General features: G+C 62.2%; 20 protein-coding genes. 5 read left to right on the top strand and 15 right to left on the bottom strand.

Going from position 1 to position 20,143, the window contains the following annotated elements:
* Positions 1 to 196: 196 nt before the first annotated feature.
* The 4 genes from flhD (at position 197) to P9292_RS18180 (ending at position 6,580) form a co-directional block, all read left to right on the top strand.
* Positions 197 to 514, top strand: coding sequence for a flagellar transcriptional regulator FlhD (gene flhD / locus P9292_RS18195; RefSeq protein WP_244828265.1), 318 nt, complete (start codon positions 197 to 199; stop codon positions 512 to 514).
* Between the two features lie 18 nt (positions 515 to 532).
* Positions 533 to 1,195, top strand: coding sequence for a flagellar transcriptional regulator FlhC (flhC, locus tag P9292_RS18190; protein WP_244828264.1), 663 nt, complete (start codon positions 533 to 535; stop codon positions 1,193 to 1,195).
* A gap of 220 nt (positions 1,196 to 1,415) precedes the next feature.
* The gene (locus P9292_RS18185) at positions 1,416 to 3,776 is read left to right on the top strand and encodes a DNA polymerase II (protein ID WP_309960497.1); all 2,361 of its coding nucleotides are present in this window, start codon (positions 1,416 to 1,418) and stop codon (positions 3,774 to 3,776) included.
* A gap of 125 nt (positions 3,777 to 3,901) precedes the next feature.
* Positions 3,902 to 6,580 carry an ATP-binding cassette domain-containing protein gene (locus P9292_RS18180; protein WP_309960495.1) on the top strand — a complete coding sequence of 893 codons (2,679 nt, stop codon included), beginning with the start codon at positions 3,902 to 3,904 and terminating at the stop codon, positions 6,578 to 6,580.
* A gap of 130 nt (positions 6,581 to 6,710) precedes the next feature.
* On the opposite strand, the gene P9292_RS18175 is transcribed toward P9292_RS18180, so the two are convergent.
* The 14 genes from P9292_RS18175 to P9292_RS18110 form a co-directional block, all read right to left on the bottom strand.
* Positions 6,711 to 7,136 carry a hypothetical protein gene (locus P9292_RS18175; RefSeq protein ID WP_309960493.1) on the bottom strand — a complete coding sequence of 142 codons (426 nt, stop codon included), beginning with the start codon at positions 7,134 to 7,136 and terminating at the stop codon, positions 6,711 to 6,713.
* Positions 7,133 to 8,464: a FliI/YscN family ATPase gene (locus tag P9292_RS18170; protein WP_309960491.1), complete on the bottom strand. Its 1,332-nt coding sequence runs from the start codon at positions 8,462 to 8,464 to the stop codon at positions 7,133 to 7,135. Before P9292_RS18170 ends, P9292_RS18175 begins: the two co-directional genes overlap by 4 nt.
* Entirely contained in the window at positions 8,464 to 10,539 is a 2,076-nt protein-coding gene (locus tag P9292_RS18165; RefSeq protein ID WP_309960488.1) for a flagellar biosynthesis protein FlhA, read from the bottom strand. Before P9292_RS18165 ends, P9292_RS18170 begins: the two co-directional genes overlap by 1 nt.
* Positions 10,540 to 10,556: 17 nt before the next feature.
* A complete protein-coding gene (locus P9292_RS18160; protein ID WP_309960486.1) occupies positions 10,557 to 11,297 on the bottom strand; it encodes an EscU/YscU/HrcU family type III secretion system export apparatus switch protein in 741 nt (246 codons plus the stop codon).
* Between the two features lie 15 nt (positions 11,298 to 11,312).
* The gene (locus P9292_RS18155; protein WP_309960484.1) at positions 11,313 to 12,038 is read right to left on the bottom strand and encodes a flagellar biosynthetic protein FliR; all 726 of its coding nucleotides are present in this window, start codon (positions 12,036 to 12,038) and stop codon (positions 11,313 to 11,315) included.
* Positions 12,039 to 12,040: 2 nt separating this feature from the next.
* On the bottom strand, positions 12,041 to 12,316 hold the full coding sequence (gene sctS, locus P9292_RS18150) for a type III secretion system export apparatus subunit SctS (RefSeq protein WP_244828251.1): 276 nt from the start codon (positions 12,314 to 12,316) through the stop codon (positions 12,041 to 12,043).
* Positions 12,313 to 12,963 carry an EscR/YscR/HrcR family type III secretion system export apparatus protein gene (locus P9292_RS18145; RefSeq protein WP_309960482.1) on the bottom strand — a complete coding sequence of 217 codons (651 nt, stop codon included), beginning with the start codon at positions 12,961 to 12,963 and terminating at the stop codon, positions 12,313 to 12,315. Before P9292_RS18145 ends, sctS begins: the two co-directional genes overlap by 4 nt.
* Complete coding sequence (locus P9292_RS18140; protein WP_309960480.1) at positions 12,960 to 13,943, bottom strand: FliM/FliN family flagellar motor switch protein; 984 nt, start codon at positions 13,941 to 13,943, stop codon at positions 12,960 to 12,962. The genes P9292_RS18145 and P9292_RS18140 overlap by 4 nt, the downstream gene beginning before the upstream one ends.
* Positions 13,940 to 14,695, bottom strand: coding sequence for a FliH/SctL family protein (locus P9292_RS18135; protein WP_309960478.1), 756 nt, complete (start codon positions 14,693 to 14,695; stop codon positions 13,940 to 13,942). Before P9292_RS18135 ends, P9292_RS18140 begins: the two co-directional genes overlap by 4 nt.
* On the bottom strand, positions 14,689 to 15,270 hold the full coding sequence (locus P9292_RS18130; RefSeq protein ID WP_244828245.1) for a hypothetical protein: 582 nt from the start codon (positions 15,268 to 15,270) through the stop codon (positions 14,689 to 14,691). The genes P9292_RS18135 and P9292_RS18130 overlap by 7 nt, the downstream gene beginning before the upstream one ends.
* Positions 15,267 to 16,109 carry a type III secretion system inner membrane ring lipoprotein SctJ gene (gene sctJ, locus P9292_RS18125; RefSeq protein ID WP_250493340.1) on the bottom strand — a complete coding sequence of 281 codons (843 nt, stop codon included), beginning with the start codon at positions 16,107 to 16,109 and terminating at the stop codon, positions 15,267 to 15,269. The genes P9292_RS18130 and sctJ overlap by 4 nt, the downstream gene beginning before the upstream one ends.
* Positions 16,109 to 16,432 (bottom strand): hypothetical protein, encoded by a 324-nt coding sequence (locus tag P9292_RS18120; protein ID WP_250466923.1) that lies wholly within the window; start codon positions 16,430 to 16,432, stop codon positions 16,109 to 16,111. The genes sctJ and P9292_RS18120 overlap by 1 nt, the downstream gene beginning before the upstream one ends.
* Positions 16,433 to 16,512: 80 nt before the next feature.
* A complete protein-coding gene (locus P9292_RS18115; protein WP_250510010.1) occupies positions 16,513 to 16,878 on the bottom strand; it encodes a hypothetical protein in 366 nt (121 codons plus the stop codon).
* 142 nt (positions 16,879 to 17,020) lie between these two features.
* Entirely contained in the window at positions 17,021 to 17,623 is a 603-nt protein-coding gene (locus tag P9292_RS18110; RefSeq protein ID WP_309960475.1) for a hypothetical protein, read from the bottom strand.
* Between P9292_RS18110 and P9292_RS18105 the strand changes: the two genes are divergently transcribed.
* Positions 17,622 to 17,855 carry a hypothetical protein gene (locus P9292_RS18105; protein WP_309960473.1) on the top strand — a complete coding sequence of 78 codons (234 nt, stop codon included), beginning with the start codon at positions 17,622 to 17,624 and terminating at the stop codon, positions 17,853 to 17,855. The genes P9292_RS18110 and P9292_RS18105 overlap by 2 nt on opposite strands.
* A 562-nt stretch (positions 17,856 to 18,417) precedes the next feature.
* Here P9292_RS18105 and P9292_RS18100 read toward each other — a convergent pair.
* Complete coding sequence (locus tag P9292_RS18100; protein WP_309960470.1) at positions 18,418 to 19,494, bottom strand: DUF1521 domain-containing protein; 1,077 nt, start codon at positions 19,492 to 19,494, stop codon at positions 18,418 to 18,420.
* Positions 19,495 to 20,143 lie beyond the last annotated feature (649 nt).

Raw genomic sequence — 20,143 nt, 5'->3', positions numbered from 1 at the left:
AACAGAATATTATTGAGATGCTCTTGCGTTCGCTTCAGAGTCTTCTTAGAATCCGTTTCACAGTGTCTGTTACAAGATGTAACGCACTGAAACAAAATCAGATGGACGTAGCCGGGCAGAGTTGAGTCCGGTGAGGCAAAAAAATATATCGGCACAAAGCCGGCGGGAAATCGGGGATTTACTGGAAGTTGCAACCATGAACGGTCGCGAAACGTTGGAATCGATCCGGGAAATCAACTTGTCGTACATCATGCTCGCGCAGCGTCTGTTGCGCGAGGACCGCGCCATCGGCATGTTCCGGCTCGGTCTTTCGGCGGAACTCGCCGATCTGTTGTCGGGCCTCACGCTCGCTCAGGTCGTCAAGCTCGCCCAGTCGGACAACCTGCTGTGCGCATTTCGCTTCAACGATCACTCGATGCTGTCGGCTTTGACGCAGCCCGCCAAGAACGCGGAAATTGCGCCGACGCACGCGGCAATCCTGCTGGCTGGCCAGCCGGCTGAACAGTTCGCTTAAGTAAAGACGGAGCGAGCCATGCTGAAGAAGAGCCTCACTGAAGATGCCCAGGAAGTGTTCCGCGCCATCGCGCTGATCGAGCTCGGTGCACGCATGCAAGTGCTCGAGAGCGAGCTGACGCTCTCGCGGGATCGCATGATTCGTTTGTATCGCGAAGTGAAGGGCGCGTCGCCGCCCAAGGGCATGCTGCCGTTCTCGGCCGATTGGTATATGACGTGGCTCGCGAACATCCACGCATCGCTGTTCTACAACACCTACACGTTCCTCAAGAACGAGGCCGGCTGCTCGCATCTCGACGCGCTGACCAAGGGGTATCGCCTGTATCTCGAGCACTGCAACCATAGCGGCGCCGAAGCGGTACTCGATCTCACCCGGGCCTGGACCCTTGTGCGCTTCTTCGACGCGGGCATGCTGCAGATGACCAAATGCTGCCGCTGCACCGGGAAGTTCGTCGCACACAAGCATGATTTGCAGAACAACGTGGTGTGCGGGGCCTGCCAGCCGCCGTCACGCGCGGGGAAGACCAAGAAAGCGGCGGCCGCTAAACAGGCCATTCAAGAAGCCGCGCTGGAGGCTGTGTCTGTCAAGAACGAAGTGCCAGCCGAGCTTGAAGAACTGGTACTCGACAACGTAGCGGCTTTGCAGCCGCAACGGGCTGGCCTGGTCGCACAGGCCGCTTAGGCGGTAGCGGCGCTGAACTGATCCTCCGGGGGCCGTCCGGAAGGACGGTGGACAATCAGCATGCCGCTACCGCTTTTTACTTTTCTGGTTCTCGTAGCTCATTTTCATCTCAATGCCGGCGCGCTGACTCCATGGTCATCGCGCCGTTCGTTTTTTTAGCTCGCCATTAAAATACTTCGATTGCATGCCTTGCCGCATGCGCTTTTCGAAGGGACGGGCTTTGTCATCCGCACAACAGGGATTTTTGCTGACGCGCCACTGGCGCGATACGCCTGCCGGCACGGAGGTCGAGTTCTGGCTCGCCACCGATGACGGCCCACGCAAAATCCGAATCGGCGCGCAGACGCCTGTTGCATTCATCCGCGCCGAAGATCGAGCGAAAGCGGAGCCGCTCGTCGCGAGCGTGCGCAACGCCGAACTGCGCGACTTGCAGCTCAAGGACTTTCGCCAAAAACCGGTATTCGGGCTGTACTGCGCACAGTATCGGCAACTGCTGGCGCTCGAAAAAACCCTCAAAAATGCGGGCATCGTTGTCTATGAGGCGGATATTCGGCCACCCGAGCGCTATCTCATGGAGCGCTTCATCACCGCGCCCGTGACCTTCGAAGGCGAAGCGCGCGACAGTTACATCTTCAGCGAACTCAAGCCTGCAACTTCGTATCGGCCAAACCTCAAGCTGGTTTCGCTCGATATTGAAACGAGCGTTCGCGGCGAACTCTATTCGATCGCGCTCGAAGGCTGCGGCGAGCGACAGGTCTATATGCTCGGCCCGGCCAATGGCGCCGATGCATCCGTCGACTTCGACCTCGACTACTGCGCAAGCCGCGCCGACATGCTGCGCCGCTTCAACGAGTGGATGGAGCGGCACGATCCGGATGCGATCATCGGCTGGAACGTGGTGCAGTTCGATCTGCGTGTGCTGCAAAAACACGCGGACGATTACGGCGTGCCGTTACGTCTCGGCCGCGATGGCAGCACGGTGGAATGGCGCGAACACGGCATCAAGCGCAATCATTTCTTCGTTTCGATTGCGGGGCGGCTCGTGATCGACGGCATCGAGTCCTTGCGTTCGGCGACGTGGAATTTTCCGTCGTTCAGTCTCGAATATGTCGCGCAGTCGCTGCTCGGCGAAGGCAAGGCGATCGACACTCCCTATGCACGCATGGACGAAATCGAGCGGCGCTTTCAGGAAGACAAGCCGGCGCTCGCGCGTTACAACCTCGTCGATTGCGAACTCGTGACCAAGGTCTTCGACAAGACCGAACTGCTGCCGTTTCTGCTCGAACGCGCAACCGTTACGGGTTTGGCCGCGGATCGCAGTGGTGGATCGGTGGCGGCGTTCACGCATCTATACATGCCGCGTATGCATCGGCTGGGCTTTGTCGCACCCAATCTCGGCGATGTCCCCGAGGAAGCGAGTCCCGGCGGATTCGTCATGGACTCGCGGCCCGGTCTTTACGATTCCGTTCTTGTGCTCGACTACAAGAGCCTGTATCCGTCGATCATCCGCACGTTTCTGATCGATCCGGTCGGGCTCGCGGAAGGCATGCACGAGACCGATGAAGCCGCCACCGTGCCCGGTTTTCGCGGTGCGCGTTTCGCGCGCGAGAAGCATTGTCTGCCCGCTATCGTCGAGCAAGTGTGGGAAGGTCGCGAGGCGGCGAAGCGTCAACGTAACAAGCCGCTTTCGCAAGCGCTCAAGATCATCATGAATTCGTTCTACGGCGTGCTGGGTTCGAGCGGTTGCCGCTTCTTCGATCCGCGCCTTGCGTCATCCATCACCATGCGCGGACACGAAATCATGCACCGTACACGCGAACTGATCGAAGCGCGCGGGTATGGCGTGATTTACGGCGACACCGATTCCACCTTCGTGTGGCTGCGCCGTGCACGCGACGAAGCAGATGCTGCGCGTATCGGCCGCGCGCTCGTCGAGCATGTCAACGAATACTGGCAAGGTCATTTGCGCGAGACCTTCGGACTCGAAAGCGCGCTGGAGCTTCAGTACGAAACGCATTACCGTCGATTTTTGATGCCGACCATTCGCGGCACGGAAGAAGGCAGCAAGAAGCGTTACGCTGGTCTCACGACGCGCGCGGACGGCAGCGAGGAGATCGTGTTCAAAGGTCTCGAAACGGTGCGCACGGACTGGACGCCGCTCGCGCAACGTTTCCAGCAAGAGCTTTACATGCGTATCTTCAAGGGCGAATCTTATGCGGACTATGTGCGCGATTACGTCGAACGCACGCGACGCGGGGAGCAGGACGAACTGCTCGTCTATCGCAAGCGCCTGCGCCGCAGCCTCGACGATTATCAGCGTAACGTTCCGCCGCATGTACGCGCCGCGCGCAGTGCCGACGAACACAACACGCGCCTCGGACGTCCGCTTCAATATCAGAACGGCGGCTGGATCAGCTATGTGATGACGCTCGCCGGTCCCGAGCCGGTTGAAGCGCGCCATGCGGCCATCGACTATGAACACTACGTGACGAAGCAGCTACAGCCGATTGCCGACGGCATCCTGCCCTTCCTGCGCGAAGACTTCGATACGCTGATGTCGGGGCAAGGCGCGCTGTTTTAGCCGGTTCATGCGGGCGCGTTCCTTGCTGCCGCATCTTCCCGAAGTCCGGCAAGAGAACGACGGACCGCGCCGCGTTTAACCGCGCTCAAGGCGCCTTCCTCCCTCAACTTCCGGGATGGTTGCATATGTCGACTGCATCAAGCGAAATCAGCCGCTCGCAATTGCGTAACCGCATTGCTGGCGATCTCTGGCAGGCAATCTGGAAATTTCGCGTACAGACGCTCGTCGCGGTGACGTTGATGATCGCGTCGCGCCTCGCTGTGGTGTCCGTGCCGCTGATGCTGAAGCACGTCATCGACGAGTTCAGCCAGCCCACGGCGAACCTCGTGTTTCCGGTGTTCGTGATCCTCACTTACGTGCTGATGCGTTATCTCGGCGACGTGCTGAACGAAGCACGCGACGTGGTGTTCAGCATCGTCACGCAACGTACAGTGGCGTCATTCACGGAGCGTACGTTCGCGCATTTGCATAACATGGGTGCGCGTTTTCATGCGCAACGCGAAACCGGTGGCGTGGTGCGCGACGTGCAGAAGGGCGCGGACGGTATCGGCTTTTTGCTGGGCGTGGCGATCTTCACGATCGTGCCGACATTGATCGAAATCGGCACCGTCGTGGCGATCATGGTAAGCCAGTATGCATCGACTTTTTTGCTGGCGATTGGCGTGACCTTCGTGTGCTATGCGGTCTATACGTTCATCTTCACGCGCTATCGCATGCGCTTTCAGCGCGCGGTCAATCGGCTCGAAGCAAAGTCCGACAGCCGTCTCGTCGATAGCCTGCTCAACTACGAAACGGTCAAGCTCTTCGCAAGCGAAGAGGTCGAACGCGGCCGGCTTTCGAGCGTGCTCGAACAATGGGTGCATGCACGCACCGCGAATCAACGCGCGTTGACCATTCTGCATGTCGGGCAAAGCACGATCATCGCGGTGGGCATTGCGGCGGTCATGCTGCTTGCCGCGCAACACGTGGTTTCGGGAACGATGAGCGTCGGCGATCTCGTGCTGGTGAACGCGTACATCGTGCAGGTGTGCTCGCCGCTGAACACGCTCGGTTTCGTGTTTCGCGAGACGAACGATGCGATCGTGAACGTCGAACGCATGTTCGAGATTCTGCTTGCGCGCGGACGGCGTGGCGAGGATATCGACGAACAGGACGCGAAATCGCTCGTGGTGAGCGCGGGCGAGATCGAGTTCCAGCACGTGGATTTCGGCTACGATCCGGCACGGCAGATCCTGCGCGATATCGACTTTCGCGCACACCCGGGCAAGAAACTCGCGGTGGTGGGCGGCAGCGGGTCGGGCAAGTCCACGTTGATGAAACTACTCTTCAGGCTTTATCAACCGACGGCCGGTGTGATCACCATCGACGGACAGAATCTCGGCGAGATCACGCAGAAGAGTCTGCGTGAAGCCATTGGTATCGTGCCGCAGGATACGGTGCTCTTCAACGATACGATCGCCTACAACATCGCGTATGGCCGCCCATCGGCGACGCGTGCCGATGTCGTGCGTGCGGCACGCGCGGCGCAACTCGACGGCTTCATCGAACGCTTGCCCGATCACTACGAGACGCGTGTCGGCGAACGCGGTGTACGGCTGTCGGGCGGCGAGCGGCAGCGTATTGCAATTGCGCGCGCCATTCTGAAGGACCCGCGCATCATCGTATTCGATGAAGCCACTTCTGCGCTCGATACCCGTTCGGAACGCGCAATTCAGAGCGAACTCGACCGGCTCGCGCAAGGGCGCACCTCGATTGTGATCGCGCATCGGCTCTCGACCGTGGTCAATGCAGACTGGATTCTCGTGATGGAGCACGGGCGCATCGTGGAGCAGGGGCAGCATGCTGAATTGATCGAACGCGCGGGCGTCTATGCACGCATGTGGTCGCTGCAATCGCAGCAAGGCGAACTCGCGCACGCGCAACGCAAGGTATCGTCGCAACCGGTGGGACTCGGCTCGTTGATCGCCGGCGTGGTGGATGGACTGCATGAAGAGATCATCGAGCACGGCGTGCATCTCTTCACGGTGATGACAGAGCCGGATCTTCGCGTGACGGGCGATCCCGGCGTGCTGCAGTTCGTGATCGCCGATCTGTGCCGCACGGAAGTTCGCGCGGCAACGCGCGGCGCGCGTGTCGAACTGCGAGTGGAGCGCGAAGACAATCAGGTGCGCTTGTGCGTGCTCGGCCCGGGCAATAACCCCGCGCCGCTGACCGAGGAACAGGCGGCGCGGCTCGAAGAGGCGCTTACCAGCACGGGCGGCAGTTTCACGGTGAATTACGTCGATGGCCATCTCGCGTATGTCGCCGTCATGCCGTTGCGGCCTGTCGTCGAGGCCGACGATGCATCGAGATTGGCCGAGCCGAAAGCGAACGTTGCCGAAGCGCTCAAAGGCCTTTCGATCATGGTGCTCGACGATCAGGAAGATGCCCGCGAAGCGCTCGAAGCCGTTCTGGAAACGGCTGGTGCACAAGTGCGGTTGGCCGCGTCGGGAACGGAAGCGCTCGACTGGCTTGAAGCGACGCCTGCCGAGGCGTGGCCGAATGCGTTTCTATGCGACATCGTGCTTGGCGAGGAAGACGGTTATCAAGTGCTGCGTCAGGTGCGCGAACTCGAAGCGTCGCGGCGGGTGTCGCTGGATCGGCGCATGCCGGCAATCGCATTGACGGGACATACGCAGACGGATGACCGCTTGCGCGCGCAGCTTGCGGGCTTCCAGTTGCACATGACGAAGCCCGTGCCTGCGGAAAGGCTTATTGAAGCGATTCTGCAAGTCGCCGCGCGGCTGGAGGGCGCGGGGCGTTGAGCGCGCTGGCGCGCGTCCGGCACGCTTCGATCGCGTCGTGAGCCCGAGCGCTCTGACTGAGCCCGCGGTGCCCGGGCGATGAGACGCGATTGCACGAGGGTCGTCGGCCATGCTGGCCGCGCCGATCGGTTCAGGGATCGTCGTCGTCGTCCTTAAAGCTGGCCAGCGCCGCTCTTTCACGGGCGCGTGCGTCGTCGTGCCTCTTTATGTCACGCTGCAAGGCGGACATGGCGGAACGGACGTTCGCCTCGGCGCGCAGCAACAAGGCTTGCGCTTGCAAGACCGACGCGTTCAGCGCCGCTGCCTGAAGCCGATGCGTGTGCAAAGCGCCTCGCCATGTCGCAGCGCCGCCATGCTCGTGCGAGCAAAAGGCGAGTAGGCGCGGCAGTTGTGCGGCATGGTTGCGCAGCAGTTCCGTGCGACGGGCTACTTCGTCTCGTGCCTCGCGTGCGGCCTGTCGCGCCTGCGCGAGCGTTGCCTCGCCGCGCCGCACCCGCAGCCTGCGTACGCGCGCAAGCACCGCCCAGCGACGCAGATCTCCGGCGCGGCCCGTCACGTGGATGTATCGGCGCCTTCGCCGAGCGCCTGCAATGCCGCGATTGTCTTATCGAAAGCGACGTGGCTGTCATGACGCTGCCGAAGGAAGGCCGTGATGGCCGGATGACGGTCGATGGCCCGGTCGCTCGCGGCATCGCTGCCGCGCCGGTATTCGCCTATTTGCAGCAGCAGCTCGACGTCCCGATACCGCGCGAGCCACTCACGCACGCGCTGGGCGCATGCGCGATGCGATTCCCCGGCGACCCGCGTCATGAGCCGGCTCTTGCTCTGCAAGATATCGATGGCGGGATAGTGTCCCGCGGCGCCTAAACGCGACGAGAGCTGGATATGACCGTCGAGCAGCGAGCGCGCTTCTTCCACGATGGGATCGGCGAGATCTTCGTCCTCGGCAAGCACGGTAAAAAACGCAGTGACGCTGCCGCGACCGAGCAGGCCGCCCATTTCGACGATTCTCGGCAGTTCCGCGAACACGCGTGGCGGATAGCCCCGCCGCACGGGCGGTTCGCCCACGGCGAGGCCGACTTCGCGCAGGGCGCGCGCGTAGCGCGTCAGCGAGTCGAAGAGCAGCAGGACGTGGCGACCTTGGGAACGCAGCGCGGCCGCGATCTCGCAGGCTAGACGCGACGCGCGGATACGTTCGGCCGCTGGACGATCCGATGTCGACGCGACGACGACAATCCGCTCGCGTTCATGCAGATGGTCATGCACGAACTCATTGACCTCACGCCCACGCTCCCCGACGAGCGCGATCACGATGGCATCGGCTTGTGCGCCGTTCGCGATCATGCCGAGCAGCGTGCTCTTTCCGCCGCCCGCGGTTGCGAAAATGCCGACACGCTGTCCAACCCCGCAAGTGAGCAATCCGTCTATCGCCCTGACACCGGTAACGAAGGGTTGCGCGATCAACGGGCGGTCGAGCGGATTGATCGCGGTCGTTGCGTCGAAGCGCGCGCTCGAATGGGCAAGCGGCGCGGGCGGCCCGCCATCGAGCGGCTTGCCGAGGCCATCGAGAATGCGCCCTTGCAAGCGCGTTGCATCTAGCCGATTCCAGTCGAGCCCGCATCCCTCCACGCGCGTGATGTCGGAGAGTCCCGCGAGTCCGGATAGCGGCATGACGAGTGCGCCGTCCGGAGCAAAACCGACTACTTCGCCTGTTTGCTCCTCGAGTGTGTCGGGCCGCACGAGTCGCACACGTTCGCCGATTCGCAGCGACGCGCCGACCACGCGGACGATCACGCCACGCGCCTCCACTACGCGGCCGTGAAGCGTCGGTCCGGCCATCAAGCTGCCGACCGGCTTTGCGTTTTTATCAGTCGTCTTGCGCATTATGGCCTCGTGAAGGTAACCGAAGCGTTGATGCGGTAGACGTCGCGCGGAATCTCGTCTATGGCGAGCACATCCATGCGGATGCCGATCGCTCCCAGCACCTGCGATAAATGCGGCCGTAGAATCGCCGATGTGAGCAGCAGCCTCACGGGCGTGGCCGCACCGCTCAAAACGCGGCGCAACGTATCCAACTGCATGAAATCGAGCGGGCAATATGGCTCGCCGTCCGAGCCGTGGCGAATGCTGGCTTCGAGCTCGTTCTCCCACTCGGCTTCGAGCACGCCGCCGCGAATCTCCCAGGTATCGAGGTTCGCATGGGTACGCGCGATTTGATGGCCGAGTTCGATACGGCTTTCGCGCACCATGCGTTCGAGCGTTTGTTCGTTTGCGGACACGCGCAGAATGGCTTCGAGGATGCCACGCAGATTGCGGATCGACACGCGTTGCTGCAGCAACTGCCGCAGCACGGCCGCGAGCCGGGCTGTCGTGATCCGTTGTTCAATCTGCGCGACGAGTTCGCGAAACTCGGGGCTCAGACGATTGAGCAGAAAGCGCACCTCTTGCGTGCCGATCAGGCGCGGTGCGCACCGCTCGAATATCTCGATGAGGTGTTGAGCAAGGACGTCGTCGGGCGTGGCGGTATTCAGAACGGAGGCATCGAGCGACGCAGCGGCGCCGGCCGCGATCCACACTGACTTCTCGAAGCCCGGTCGATACCCCGACGGGCCTTCGGCCGGCACATCCGCCGGGCGTCCGCTCGCCAGGACGTGCTGGGGCATGAGCGTGCCGCTCGCGAACGGTACATCGTCGACATCGATGATGTAGCGCTCGGCGGCGAGCCGCTCGTCGATCACGACGGCAAGGCCGGGAAAGGGCAGGCCGAAGCGCGTGTTGAGATGATGGCGCAGCGTGCCGAGCACGCGGTTGAACGCATCGCGCGGCACGGCTTTGAAGGCGTCGTTGCCAAGTCGAAGGCGCAGCACGGTGCTCGTTCCAACCTCGGCCTCGTCGAGCAAATGAGGCATGTACCGGCTGCCGTCGCGCGCAAGCGCGGGCATGGGAGCGCGTGCCTCGTCGCGCGCCCGTTGCGCCGCGCGCATGAGCACGAAGCCAAGTCCTCCGAGCAGCGCGGCCAGCAGCGCAAACTGCGCATGCGGAAAGCCGGGAATGAGCGCCAGTGCCGCGCAGCACGCGCCCGCCATGACGAGTGCGTGAGGCCGAAGCGTCAACTGCTCGTAAAGGTCCGTGCCGAGATTGGTGGCGCCGCTCGCGGGCGATACTCTCGTGACGAGCAGGCCGGCCGCGATCGACACGACGAGCGATGGTATCTGCGAAACGAGGCCATCCCCGATAGTCAGGATCGTATAGACCTGCAAGGCGTCGCCGAACGGCATGCCGCGCTGCCCGATACCAACCGCGAGCCCGCCCACGATATTCACGAGCGCGATCACGAAACTTGCAATGGTGTCGCCCTTGACGAACTTCATGGCGCCGTCGAGCGATCCGTAAAAATAGGTTTCGCGTTCGAGTCCGGCGCGCAGCAGCGCTGCCTGCTCGGCGGTGATGAGCCCGCTTCGCGAATCGGCGTCGATACTCATCTGGCGTCCTGGAATGCCATCCAGCGTGAAGCGCGCCGCGACTTCCGCGATGCGGTCTGCACCCTTCGCGACCACGATGAACTGAATCGCACAGAGCACCAGGAAGACGACGATGCCGACTGCGACGTTGCCGCCCGCGACCAGCTCGCCGAAGGCCTGGATGATGCGCCCGGCGTGCGCCTGGAGCAGGATCATCTTGGTGGATGCGATGGCCAGCGCGAGACGCAGCAGCGTGGTCATGAGCAGAAGCGCGGGAAAGCCCGGAAGATCCGCCGCGCGCGACACATAGATCGTAGAGAACAGCATGACGAAACCCGCGCAAAAGCTCATGCCGATGAACAGATCGAGCAGGAACGGCGGGATGGGCAGAATCAGCAACGCCAGCACGCTGATGAAACCCGCGGCTGCCGCGATGTATGCGTGGCGCGCGATCTGTCGGGGCAAGCTGGCAAAGAGAGGAACGGATGGGCGGCTCATGATTCCAGATTCGGGGTTTAACGGTTCAGATCGCGATGAAGCGCGCGTCGCCGGCCTTTGACGTAGGGGTCGCCGTGTTCGTCGCGGTATTCGCGTTTGAGTTCTTCCTTGTCCATGCGCAAACGGCGCTTTCTCAGCACGTGCTGCATGGCATAGTCGGCTACCGCGGGCGCGGCCTGCGAAAGCGCAACCAGCGCGAGCAGACGGGAATGGCTGAGAGACGCGAGCGCAAGCTGGGATAGCGGATCGAGCGAATACGCCGGCTCGATCTGCACGAGCCATTCTGCCGTCACACGCCAGGCCACGAAGATGAGCACGGCGAACTGGAACAGCATCAGTACGGTCTCGAACGCGACCTTCAAGCCGAACAGATTCTTCAGCCCTTCCACCGGGTTCAGACGCTTGAGATCGGGCGCGATCCGCCTGAACGACACGAGTCCACGCGTTTGAACGAGTTCAGGTATGACGTTGGCAAGCATGCCGGCACTGAGCATGATCAGCGCTCCCTTGCCCGGTTCGAGCAGCGCATTCAATACGGCCTTGAACTGCCACGCGAACGAACGGCTAGCGTCCAGTCCCGACACGGCGTCGATCATGTGGACGAAACCGGAGAACGTGTGTGGCGCTTCGAACGCCAGCAGCAGCCACCACAGCGCGGCGCTCATCGCGGTGCTCAAATGGGCGCTCTTCGCAATGTCGCCGTCGGTTCGGGCGCGCAGCAGCCGGCGAGGCGTGGGCTTTTCGGTTTTGTCGCTCATATCGACCGGTGCCTCCTATTCGAGATTCAGCGAGAAGGCGAAAATGCGCGCGAGTCGATCGAGGATCGCTGGAACGCACGCCATCAGCGCGAAGGAGAGCACCATTGCCTTGAACGTACGCGCAGTGGAAAACGGATTGAGACGCTTTGCATGCCGCGACGCGAGTCCGAGCGAAACGTCGGTGAGCAGCATCAAGGCCAGTAACGGGGCCGAAAGCTGCAAGCCCTGCGCTAAAGACTGCGGCAAACGCGTTTCCGAGAACATGGAGAGGAGGCGCGCGAATCCACCGGGATACGGACCGCCCGGTGGCCAGATCGACCACGCGTCGGCGAAGACTCCGCACAGTGCGACAAGACCGTGGCCCGTAAAGAGCGTGAACGCCGCGAATTGAGTGAAAAGCGTTTGAAACGCGGCGGATTCTTGCTGAAAGTTCGGGTCATAGACCGCGCCCACGCTATAGCCGCCTTGTTGATCCAGGATAGCGCCGGCCGTGGAGGCCGCATGAAAGACGACGCCGAAACCGAGTCCTAGCAAAAGACCGATGCCAGCTTCCATGACGCTTGCCGCAAGCGGTTCGTGCGGCAATCCCGCTTGCGCGGGCAGCACCGCGAACATCAGCACGAGCGGAGCACGCAGTGTCACACCGAGCGCTCCGTCGTTACCAAACGGAATCAGGGCGAGCGCCACGGCTGGACGAATCATGCAGAATGCGAAGCCGCTCAATTGATCGAGGATGTTCATGGTCAATGCGTGCGGCCCGAGGCGATCATCGTGAAGATATGGCTCAAAAGACGCGCGACTTCCCGGTTTGCCCACGGCGCCGTCACGATCAGCACGAGTCCGACGCACACGATCTTTGCACCGTACGGCAGACTCTGATCTTGGATCTGCGTGACCGATTGCAACAGACCGAGCAAAAGACCGACCGCGGTCGCGACGGCGAGCATTGGCAACGAAAGCCAGAACACGAGCAACAGCGCGTCGGTTGCGAGCGAGGTAAGGGAAGGAAGCGAATTCACTTGGCGTAACCGAGAATGAGTGCATGCATGAGTCTGGGAATGCCGGAGGCGGCCACCAGCACGAAGAGCTTGAGTGGAATGGAGACGGTGCTCGGCGAGAGCATCATCATGCCCATGGCGGTCAGCACGTTCGCGACCACCAGATCGATGACGAGAAAGGCGATATAGAGCAGGAAGCCCGCTTCGAAGCCGCTCGAAATCTCGCTGATCAGAAACGCCGGAACGAGCAGCGTGAAGTCGCTTTCTTGCGCGTCGCGAGCGGGATCGGTGCGCTTTGCTGCGTCGAGCAGGAACGCACGTTCTGCCGGGTGCGAGTGCGCCAGCATGAATTCCCCGAGCGGTCCACGAACGGCGTCGATCATCTGCGGGAGGGGCGGCAATTGCCCGCTTTCGACGCGCTCGTCGAGGGAGAGCGCGTCGCCGATAGCGTGCAGGGTAGGCGCCATCACGACCAGTGTTGCCGCGAGCGCGAGACCGGATATCGCCAGGTTGCCGGGCGCTTGCTGCACTCCGAGCGCGGAGCGCAACAGCGTAAGGACGATGCTGAACTTCGTGAACGAGGTGCACATGATGACGACGAGCGGCGCCACGCTCAGTAGAAAGAAGACGCCGACGAGTTGCAGTTGCCCGGTTTGCGCTCCGATCATGACGCGACATCCGGATGGGCGGATTGCAGCACGCTCGTGATCCGCACGGCCAGCACATCGTCTATGTTCACCAGTTCTCCCTTGGCGAAGGGCAATCCCTGGCACAACAGCGTGACCGAGCGCTCGCGCACCGAAAGCTGCAGCGACACCAGCGAACCCTGTCGCAAGCGGCTGAGTTCGTATAAGGACAGGCGCATCGAGCCGATCACGGCGTCGAACGGAAAAGTGAGGGCTTCGACCGGAATGAATTCGCTGGTCAGTTCGGACGGCTGATTGTCTTCGTTGAGAATGGGGCGATCTAGCACGATCTGATCTCCAAGAGTTTTCAAGAGAATGCGCTGTGTGCCGTTTCGAAGCGGCAAGCGCAGGTATTGAACTGACTTGTCGAGCACCAGCGCGTCACCGGCGCGAATGCGCCGCAAACGCAAGAGCGTGAGCGTTGGCCCGGCGACGCAGACCGGAATGCTGACGACGATCTGGCGCGCAAGCGCTCTCGAATTGCACTGCGGATCAGGCTGGCGCCGCAGCCAGCGATCCACCGCCTCGCAGTGAAATGACAGGCTCGCCGTGCGTCCGCTTTGGACGTGCGTAAGCGCGAGGCCATAGGCGCCCGGCGCGGGCGACGCGTCATAGGAAACGCCGGTTACATCGAGCGCGAAGCCGAATGCGCCTTCCAGCGCGCCAAGCCAGTCCTCGCACGCGTCGGCAATCAGCTTGTAGGCGAGCTTCCCTGTCTTTTCCAGACTCTGGCGCGAAAGTTCGGGGATAAGCGCCCGCGCATCCAGATCGAGTACCAGCGGCTGACCGCAGGCCATGCCGTGCAGCCGCAGCGGATAGTGCGAGCGACACGGCTCGAACGCGAGCGTGTAGCGCCGATGGCCTACGCTCACTGGCACGTCGGAGCCGAAATGCAAGGCAGCGATGTTCTGCCGCTCCGCCTGTTCACGTGTGAGCCGTTCGAGGCCGGCGAACGGATTCATATCGCGGCGCCCCCGCTCGTGGCATTGAACGCGATCCAGCCGGCCGGCGCGGCATCGCGGGAAAGGACGTCGAGCGTGTCGCGCAGTCCTTGCTCGATGACATCGAATTGCCTGAGAAGACGGTCGTCCAGGCGCGTGTATTCGTCGAGCACGGCGGCGATCGCATCGCGGATGCCGCGTTCGAGTGCGGCGAGCTGCTGCCGCAAGCTGCCATCGATTACGCCGATATCGGTTTCGACCACGCACGAACGCGGCGGCAGATCGGCGTCGCCAAGAACGGTGATAAGCGTCAGGCCCAGCTCGTCTTCCATCGCGCTGACTGCTTGCCTGGCTTCCTCGTAATCGCATGCCGAGACGCGCACGGAGAGCGGCCGTTGCCCAGGCGCCGCTTGCAGACTGCGGCGAAGTTGATTCGGAAAGATCGCGCCGGCAGGCATGTCGCCGACGACGTCGCGTACGGCCTCGACGACGATCTTCACGAGGCGATCGTTCAAGCCACGAAGCGCAAAGGCGGCCGCGGCGGCCGGCATGGCGAGGTCATGCACCGCCGCCGCGCGGCCCGCGATGAAACCGCGTGCGAGCGCCTGCCGTCTGACACGCCGGGCGCGTTGCGCGAGGTCGGCTGCCTCTTGCCTCGCGCGTTGGGCATTCACGCGCTGCAGCGCGGGCAGGTCTTGCAGCAAGGCGAGATCGTTGGCGCAAATATAGCCGTCCGATTCGACCCGCCAGTCGGAAACTCGCCAGATCAGCATGGCCGCCTCTCTGTGTCGAGGAGTTGCAGTGCATCGCCGATCAATTCGAGCGCCGCTCGCGCCGACACGAAAGGCAGGCGCCATTGCGCCGCGGCCGTGGCGTACTCGCACGGCAGGCGCACTTTCATCCACAGCCGTTGTGCGTGGCCGCTCGTCGCCCGCAGTGCGAGCGCGATCCCGGCTATGCACAGGCTGCGCCGGTTGAAGAAGTCGACAGGGGAGTCGAGCCTCAGGTCGGGCTGCTGTCCGCGCCGATGGCACTGGAGCCGCGCGAGCGGCGGCAAGCCCACCGCGCCCGAGAACTGCGTGTGCGCGGCGGCGCTCACGAGAAGGCGCAGCGAGCGCGCGCACGCCAGCGCGGCGCACAGGCGCAAGAGTCGTCCGCACGCCGGGCGCGCGAGCGGCGCGGCGAACCACGGCAATTGCTTGGCGCCGGCCTCGGCGAGCGTCGGAAAGCGCGCGAAAAGATGCAAGGCGGCTGCGGCGCGGGCGCGCTCGCTGCGTGCGGGCGTGGCTCGTCCGCACCAGCTGTGATGCGCCCAGCCTGCGACGTCGAGAATGGGTAGGGATTTCATGTGCGGTCTTCGCGAGAGTGGGAGGAGTCGTTGGCGGCTGCGCCCGGCTTCGGCTTCGCCGGCACGGCCTGGCGGGTCCGCCGCCTGAAAAACGTCACACCGGGTATGCGTATCCGCGGCAATGCGCGAATGCCCGAATCCCACACCCAGACGGCCAGGATCAACAGCAGCGCCATGACGGTCAGAACGATGAGGACACGCTCGACCTTGCGCTGATCGGCAAGCGGTGGCGGACAGTGGCCCGTCTGCGCGCACAGATCGATTTGCGTGACGACCGGCATGACGGGAACGAGCGTCACGTAGACCTTGTCTTGCGTGAGCCCCTGCACCGCGCCGGCGACGAGCGCGCGGATCTTCTCGCGCATGGGCTCGAGATTCGCGTCGCTGCGATATCGCACCATGACAGACGCGCTCGGCAGCATCGGGGGGCCGAGTAGCGGATCTCGCTGCGGATCGACGATATGCACCCGCGCCACCAGCACGCCGTCGATCGTTTCGAGCGTGGCGGCCAATTCTTCGGTGAGACCATAGACGTAGCGCACGTGGTCTTCTTCGGGGCTCGAGATCAATCCCTGGCGGCTGAAGAGTTCACCGAGATTGGCATGACTGGCGTGGGGCAAGGCATACGCGCCGGTCAGCTCGGTCGCGGTGACGGCTTCGTCTTCATCGACGGATACGGTCCACGTCTTGTCGGCGTTGCGCTCCTTCGAGCTCTCGACACCGTGTTGACTGAGGACCGCGACGATGCGGTTGGCCTGGTCCTCGTCCAGCCCCTCGTATAACGAGGTCTTGCATGCGCCGAGCAGGACGAGCGGCAGAAGAATGAGCGCGCGACGCATTACGTTCTCTGAGTGATGGATTGGATGGCGCTGCCTACGCTCTGGGCAAGATGCGACAGCGTAATCAGCGTGACCGAGTAATCGCTGACGGCGGCTTGCAGCGTGAGCATCTCGCCTGTCGTAAGCGGCCGTCGGCGGGTGGGATCGAGCAACGCGCCGAGGGGCGCTGCCGCTCCTTGCAAGGCGAACTGAGCTTGCTCGGCAAGGCGCGTGATCCCTTCGCCTCCCGTGCCGGCATCCAGTTGCGCCGGTGTGGCGGCGATCGCTGGCGGCGTCGCGTCGACCTGAAAAGATTGGATGGCAACTGCTTGCGAAAGCATCATCGTGAATATTCTTGGTTGGACAGGAAAATCCGGCGCGCGGGAGCCCCCGCATTGGAGGCCCCGCCGGTGTGTGCGTTGGCTTACTTCGTGTTCTGCGCGACGGATTTGTGTGTTTCCGCCAGGCTGCTCAAGATGGACGTCCCTTGTTGCAATGAAGACGTGTACTCGCCGACCTTCTTCTGCATGTCGAGCATGCTGGCGCTGCCCACGCCTCCGGCTCCGCCTTGCCCTCCTTGACCGTTTTGGCCGCCTTGCGCGCTCTGCGCGCTAGCGTCTTGCTCCGATTGATTGATCGACTGGGCCTGCTGTTGCAGGTTTCGCTTGACGGCGTCCGCCACGCTTCCGAGCGACAGCGTGCCGTCGGGTGCGATCATGCTGCCGCCCTGGGCGCCGCCCATGCCATAACCGAACATGGCAGGGGTGTAACCGATATTTGCCGCTTGCATCGACATATTCTGCTTTCCTATATAAGTGATGGCGCGCTAAAAGGATCGTGCAGACTCCATGAACCTTCGTGCGGCGCGCCGACGCGCGAAGGGCAGCGCACCGGTAAGGGGCTGTCGGGTGCGGGTCCGGCGGCGTGAGCCGCTAGCAGGACTTGCCGAAACTCGTGCGTTGTGCAATCAGGACATAGATGCTTCCGTCATCGCGAATCACCGATGCGCCGCATGGGTCGATTCGCTCGATCCGTCCTATCGACAGATGCGCTCCCGCGAAATATCGGGCTCCTTGCTGGTCGGCGAGCCACGCGGCGTGCGGAGAATTCAGCAGATTCAATCCGAGCGCTTCGAGCGGAACACGCACGGGGCCGCTGTTGTTCTCGTGACCGTCGAAGCGCAACGCCTCTAATCCATCCACCTGTCCTTGCGCGAGCCGGTCGACCCGCGCGTAGTCCCATGACTCGGGTTGCAGATAGGCGTCCGCTGCGGGAAGTGTCGCGACGAACACGCCGGGCCGTTCGCCTGCACGCAAACGGACGCCGCGGTAGTACTTGTCGAGAAAATCGCTCAGTTGCTCCCGCATGCTGTCGATCACGGCGACGCGCACACGCACCGCGCCGCCGCGTGCGCGCGCGACGAGGGAAACGGCGCCAAGGTCGGCGGCGGTCTGTACGTAAGCCGCCCTCGGTGGTTTGAGTTCGCTGCTCGGCGGCCTCGCGCAACCATTGAGTAGCTTGCTTGGCGGCCTCATGAAGAACCTGGGCGCAGGCGGTGGTGCTGGTGCAGGCGGTGGCGCAGGCGCAGGCGGTGGTGCAGGTACAGGTGCAGGTACGGGCGGCGGTGGCGCAGGTGGCGGCGGCGCGACGCCTGCACTCGGTGGCAACACTCCATCCGCGCCTGCGCAGGCCGATAATGCATCCCTGGCAACGGCTGACACGGGTGGCGATGCCGCGGCTGGCGATGCGGCATCTGGCGACAGTTAAAGGTAAGGGCCGGTAACACTAATCGACGTAGGCGCACTGCATCGCGATGCAGTGCGCCTTAAGCACCACATTGCCACAGCCCTACCGTTGCGACTTTCGCCGACAGCTCGACTCGTACGCAATGCTCCTGTTGTACGAAGATCGACGCGTTAATCGCATTTGCTTTAGGCAAGCGCGACCTTGATCAATTCGAGCAGCGCCAAGCTCCATTTTGCCTCGATAGCCTAAGAGCTCAATCCTATCACGGATAAATTCCGCCATCCTAACAATTAGAGCAAGAGACGCTTCGTGCTCGGCGCGTGTCCATCGCTTTCAATACCCAGTCATTTCCCACGGCGATGCCGGCGATTCATATTGGAGTCACCGTGCTCCAGCGCGGTCATGCCGCGAATTCACCGCCGCGAAGTAGGGCATTGCAACGCGGGGCGGCATGTCCTTGGTCAACGAAAAATGGATGTCATCATGGATACGAATACACAACCCATCACCGGTAAGGAATCGCTTTGGGGCGACTATCAGCCGTCGCAGAGTCAGCTCAAGCTGATCAACGCGAGTCCGACTTTCATCTCGGACATACATACAGCGAGTGATCGGATCGATAGCGGATCCACCCCGTGCCGCTTGAGCTCGCGAAGAGGTTCATCCCATCGCGCGGAGTCTGCTGTGCCAGCGCGAAGCCGTCCTGACTGCGCTGCACGCTGAGCGGGGCGCTGTCTTGCTCGCTCAACCCCTTGACGACATATGCCCGATTACCCTGCGTAACCGTCACGTTATCGGCGAAGGATACGTTCGAATTGCCGTTAGCCGGTGTCGTGCCGATGCTCACGCGGGTGTGATCCGGCAAGTTGAAGTCGATCGAGCCATTGAACATCCCGCTCGTCTGGTTCGGTGTACCCGAATTGAGATCGATATGCGGATCGCCCCAGACCTTGGTTTGATTACCCGTCTTCTCATCGGTAAGGTTGATCGAGGACTTGGATTTGTCGAAGTCCAGCTTGTAGTCACCAAGGTCGATGGACGATTTGCCGTCGTGTACGCCCGTGTCCGACCATTGGCTTTGTTGACCCGCCGCGCCGTCACAGGCGTCCCCACGCATCCGGTTCAGATAGCTGCTTGATTGCATGCTGCTGTATTGCATGTCCTGTCTCGGACTCTCACGCTCGAAGTACGAGTAATTGGCCGAACTCGCCGACCGGCTGAATCCGTCCGGGCCGCGTGACATCTGCTGCGAAGAATCACGAAAGTCGCCGCGCATCTGGTTCGAAAAGCCGCTCGGTAGCATGCTGTTGTACTGCATGTCCCGGCCAGGACCCTGACGCTCGAACGACGAGTAGCTGGCCGAAGTCGCCGACTGGCTGAATCCGTCCGGGCCGCGCGACATCTGCTGCGTCGAATAACTGAAGTTCGAACTGGACATGCTGCTGCCACCGAATGCACGCGGCATGGCCGGCTGATTGAAGGGCTGACTGAAAGACTGGTTGAACGGCTGATTGAGCGACATGCCACCGTAGGGCATGGACATCATCTGAAGCGGCCGGTTGCTCGAGAAAGACGAGTTCTGTTCGAAACCGGTAGTAGAGGACGGAAACCTCGGCAGGTTCATCGAGAACGAGGCACGGCTGTCGAAATTTGCTTGCATGGTTAGATATCCTTGTAAATAGACGGATGTACATGACTGACTATCACAGAGCATCGGCGACCAATTTCGTGATGGCTTGAAATTGCCCTGCAGAGGCAGTGTAGGTTTCGCAGATCTGCCCATGCACTAAATATTCAACGCGCGCGAAAGAATCCGACACCGGGGGTCCCCGTCGAACGACATCGCTCGCATGTCTTGCCCAAAAAACGCACAAGTAATGAAGGAGTATCACCTTCGTCGCGTCCGGGATTTGTACGCTTCAGTCATGTGAATCACCTTCATGTTGGATGCCGCGTGCATTCGAGAAGTCGACCAAAATCTAATGAGGAAAACGAGTGACGTCATCCCGCGAATCGATCCACGTCGAACCAGCGCATGCCGCGGGTGTCGTCAAGACGGGCAGAGTGCGTAATGTCAGGCTCTTCAATCCGCGTGCGCTAGCCGGTGCCGCGAAGGCTTTGCTCGTCGTGGGAATTGGCGGCACGGTTTCGTACGCTTCGGCGCAAGCCAGTGGAGACGCAGGTCACGAAAACGCAAGAGCAGCCAGGACGCGCGGTGATTATTCGTCGGTGGGCATGGACGATTCGAAATCGTTGAAGGCAGGTGCCATCGGCTCAGGCGTGTTGCAAGTCGAGTCATCCGAGCCGCT

It is taken from the genome of Caballeronia sp. LZ001, assembly GCF_031450875.1.
In the GTDB taxonomy this organism is placed as follows: domain Bacteria; phylum Pseudomonadota; class Gammaproteobacteria; order Burkholderiales; family Burkholderiaceae; genus Caballeronia.
This window is presented reverse-complemented; position numbering and strand designations above follow the sequence as displayed.

Coding starts and splice junctions, on each gene's coding strand:
- flhD (WP_244828265.1), top strand. CDS start 197: ATGAACGGTCGCGAAACGTTGGAATCGATCCGGGAAATCAACTTGTCG.
- flhC (WP_244828264.1), top strand. CDS start 533: ATGCTGAAGAAGAGCCTCACTGAAGATGCCCAGGAAGTGTTCCGCGCC.
- P9292_RS18180 (WP_309960495.1), top strand. CDS start 3,902: ATGTCGACTGCATCAAGCGAAATCAGCCGCTCGCAATTGCGTAACCGC.
- P9292_RS18170 (WP_309960491.1), bottom strand. CDS start 8,464: ATGCGCAAGACGACTGATAAAAACGCAAAGCCGGTCGGCAGCTTGATG.
- P9292_RS18165 (WP_309960488.1), bottom strand. CDS start 10,539: ATGAGCCGCCCATCCGTTCCTCTCTTTGCCAGCTTGCCCCGACAGATC.
- P9292_RS18160 (WP_309960486.1), bottom strand. CDS start 11,297: ATGAGCGACAAAACCGAAAAGCCCACGCCTCGCCGGCTGCTGCGCGCC.
- P9292_RS18155 (WP_309960484.1), bottom strand. CDS start 12,038: ATGAACATCCTCGATCAATTGAGCGGCTTCGCATTCTGCATGATTCGT.
- P9292_RS18145 (WP_309960482.1), bottom strand. CDS start 12,963: ATGATCGGAGCGCAAACCGGGCAACTGCAACTCGTCGGCGTCTTCTTT.
- P9292_RS18140 (WP_309960480.1), bottom strand. CDS start 13,943: ATGAATCCGTTCGCCGGCCTCGAACGGCTCACACGTGAACAGGCGGAG.
- P9292_RS18135 (WP_309960478.1), bottom strand. CDS start 14,695: ATGCTGATCTGGCGAGTTTCCGACTGGCGGGTCGAATCGGACGGCTAT.
- P9292_RS18130 (WP_244828245.1), bottom strand. CDS start 15,270: ATGAAATCCCTACCCATTCTCGACGTCGCAGGCTGGGCGCATCACAGC.
- sctJ (WP_250493340.1), bottom strand. CDS start 16,109: ATGCGTCGCGCGCTCATTCTTCTGCCGCTCGTCCTGCTCGGCGCATGC.
- P9292_RS18120 (WP_250466923.1), bottom strand. CDS start 16,432: ATGATGCTTTCGCAAGCAGTTGCCATCCAATCTTTTCAGGTCGACGCG.
- P9292_RS18115 (WP_250510010.1), bottom strand. CDS start 16,878: ATGCAAGCGGCAAATATCGGTTACACCCCTGCCATGTTCGGTTATGGC.
- P9292_RS18105 (WP_309960473.1), top strand. CDS start 17,622: ATGAAGAACCTGGGCGCAGGCGGTGGTGCTGGTGCAGGCGGTGGCGCA.
- P9292_RS18110 (WP_309960475.1), bottom strand. CDS start 17,623: ATGAGGCCGCCAAGCAAGCTACTCAATGGTTGCGCGAGGCCGCCGAGC.
- P9292_RS18100 (WP_309960470.1), bottom strand. CDS start 19,494: ATGCAAGCAAATTTCGACAGCCGTGCCTCGTTCTCGATGAACCTGCCG.